Source organism: Polaromonas sp. P1_E1_2, from assembly GCF_056406035.1.
Map to the genome: position 1 here is coordinate 1 of NZ_JBFUAZ010000730.1, position 1,836 is coordinate 1,836.

Here is a 1,836-nt window from a genome sequence, read left to right on the forward strand (position 1 = left end):
AGTTTGCCTTCGGTGCCTACTTCTCGTGCCACCCGCGTCACTTCGGACGCAAACGAGCGAAGCTGATCCACCATGGTGTTGATGGTGTTCTTGAGTTCGAGGATTTCACCCTTCACGTCCACCGTGATCTTCTTGGAAAGGTCACCGGCAGCCACAGCTTTGGTCACGTCGGCGATGTTGCGCACCTGTGATGTCAGGTTACCGGCCATGAAGTTCACGTTGTCGGTCAGATCCTTCCAGGTACCGGCCACACCTTGCACATCGGCCTGCCCGCCCAGCTTGCCTTCGGTACCCACCTCGCGCGCCACCCGCGTCACTTCAGAGGCAAATGACCGCAGCTGATCCACCATGGTGTTGATGGTGTTCTTTAACTCGAGGATCTCGCCCTTCACGTCCACCGTGATCTTCTTGGACAAGTCACCGGCTGCCACGGCCGTTGTCACCTCGGCAATGTTGCGCACCTGCGCCGTCAGGTTGGAGCCCATGGAGTTGACCGAATCGGTCAAATCTTTCCACGTACCGGCTACACCTTGCACATCGGCCTGCCCGCCCAGCTTGCCTTCGGTACCCACCTCGCGCGCCACACGCGTCACCTCGGCCGAGAAGGTTCCGAGCTGCTCCACCATCTTGTTGATGATCATGGCCGTACGCAGGAACTCGCCTTCCAGCGCCTTGCCTTCTGCTTCGAGGGCCATGCTCTTGGAGAGATCGCCCTGGGCGACGGCACCAATCACACGCGCCACTTCGCTGGTCGGATGAACCAGATCCGCTATCAGGGAATTGATGGACTCGGCAGAGTCGCGCCAGAAGCCGGAGGCATCGGGCACGAATGCGCGCTCTTTCAAGCGGCCCTCCTTTCCGACCACCCGGCTCAATCGCTCCAGTTCTCGCGCCATCCGGACGTTCTCGGAAACGACATCGTTAAATGCATCTGCAACCTTGCCCGGTACACCCGTCCAGTCCTGCGGCAACGACGCATGCACATCGCCCTTCTTAAGGTCGGTCAACGCTGCGAGAATAATTTTTGTCTGGTCCGCTGCCGTATCGGCGTCATCAAGCACGGTGTTAATCGCGACAGCGTTTTCCAGCCAGAAGCCGGATAGTTTTTCTTCCGGCAGACGGCGACTCACTCGCGCAGCAGAGCGGGATTTGGTAGCAAGTCCCTTGCAGCGGCTGGTGGTCGCCGCCGTCATAGCCGACAGCTGATTGAATTCAGCGGCGATCTTTCCGTAGACGCCCTCCCATTCCGTCGGGAGTGTGACTGCGAGTTCGCCCCGCCGTAGCGCGCTGAGGGATTTGAGAATGAACTTGAGTTCGGTGTCGCGCTCCACCACGGCCAGCTTGGCTAGTGCCTCCATATCATTCATCCTGTATTGAAGGTAACGTTTTGTAGAAACGGCTGACGAGATTACTCGCGAACATTCAGAATGACAACACAAAGCCCTCACTATTTACCGAAGGGCGCGGCAATTTGCAGCATGCCTGTCACAACCTTTCATCTGTAGGTTTTGGCTTACATACCACTCCCTTCTAACGCTGTATATTTTGAAGTTACGCCTTGAAAATATCGCAGCAAGATGTATTCAAAAAACGGCGCGGCCCTGCAGCCAACCCTGCAGTTTTCTGGAGCATTTTCGACGGCACCATCACCATGAATGTTCAATTCCACAGCACATCAATCCAGGAAACGGCATTGGAAAGATGCGTGACGGAGGCGGCGCAATACGCACTCTTGYGGCGGCTCGCGCCTGTGATCCGTCACAATATGGCGGGAACGCTGCAGCCGATTGCCATGGTTGCGGCCATGCTGGAAAGGCGACTCCAAAAAGCAGACAC

At 57.1% G+C, this 1,836-nt stretch carries 2 protein-coding genes; one reads left to right on the forward strand and one right to left on the reverse strand.

Translation table 11 applies throughout. The features are described from left to right. The coding region (locus AC1D1P_RS22245) for a HAMP domain-containing protein (protein ID WP_477674478.1) at positions 1-1,358 on the reverse strand (1,358 nt) is incomplete at its 3' end. A gap of 200 nt (positions 1,359-1,558) precedes the next feature. Here AC1D1P_RS22245 and AC1D1P_RS22250 point away from each other — a divergent pair. Next, on the forward strand, positions 1,559-1,836 hold a 278-nt coding region (locus AC1D1P_RS22250; RefSeq protein ID WP_477674479.1), incomplete at its 3' end, for a hypothetical protein.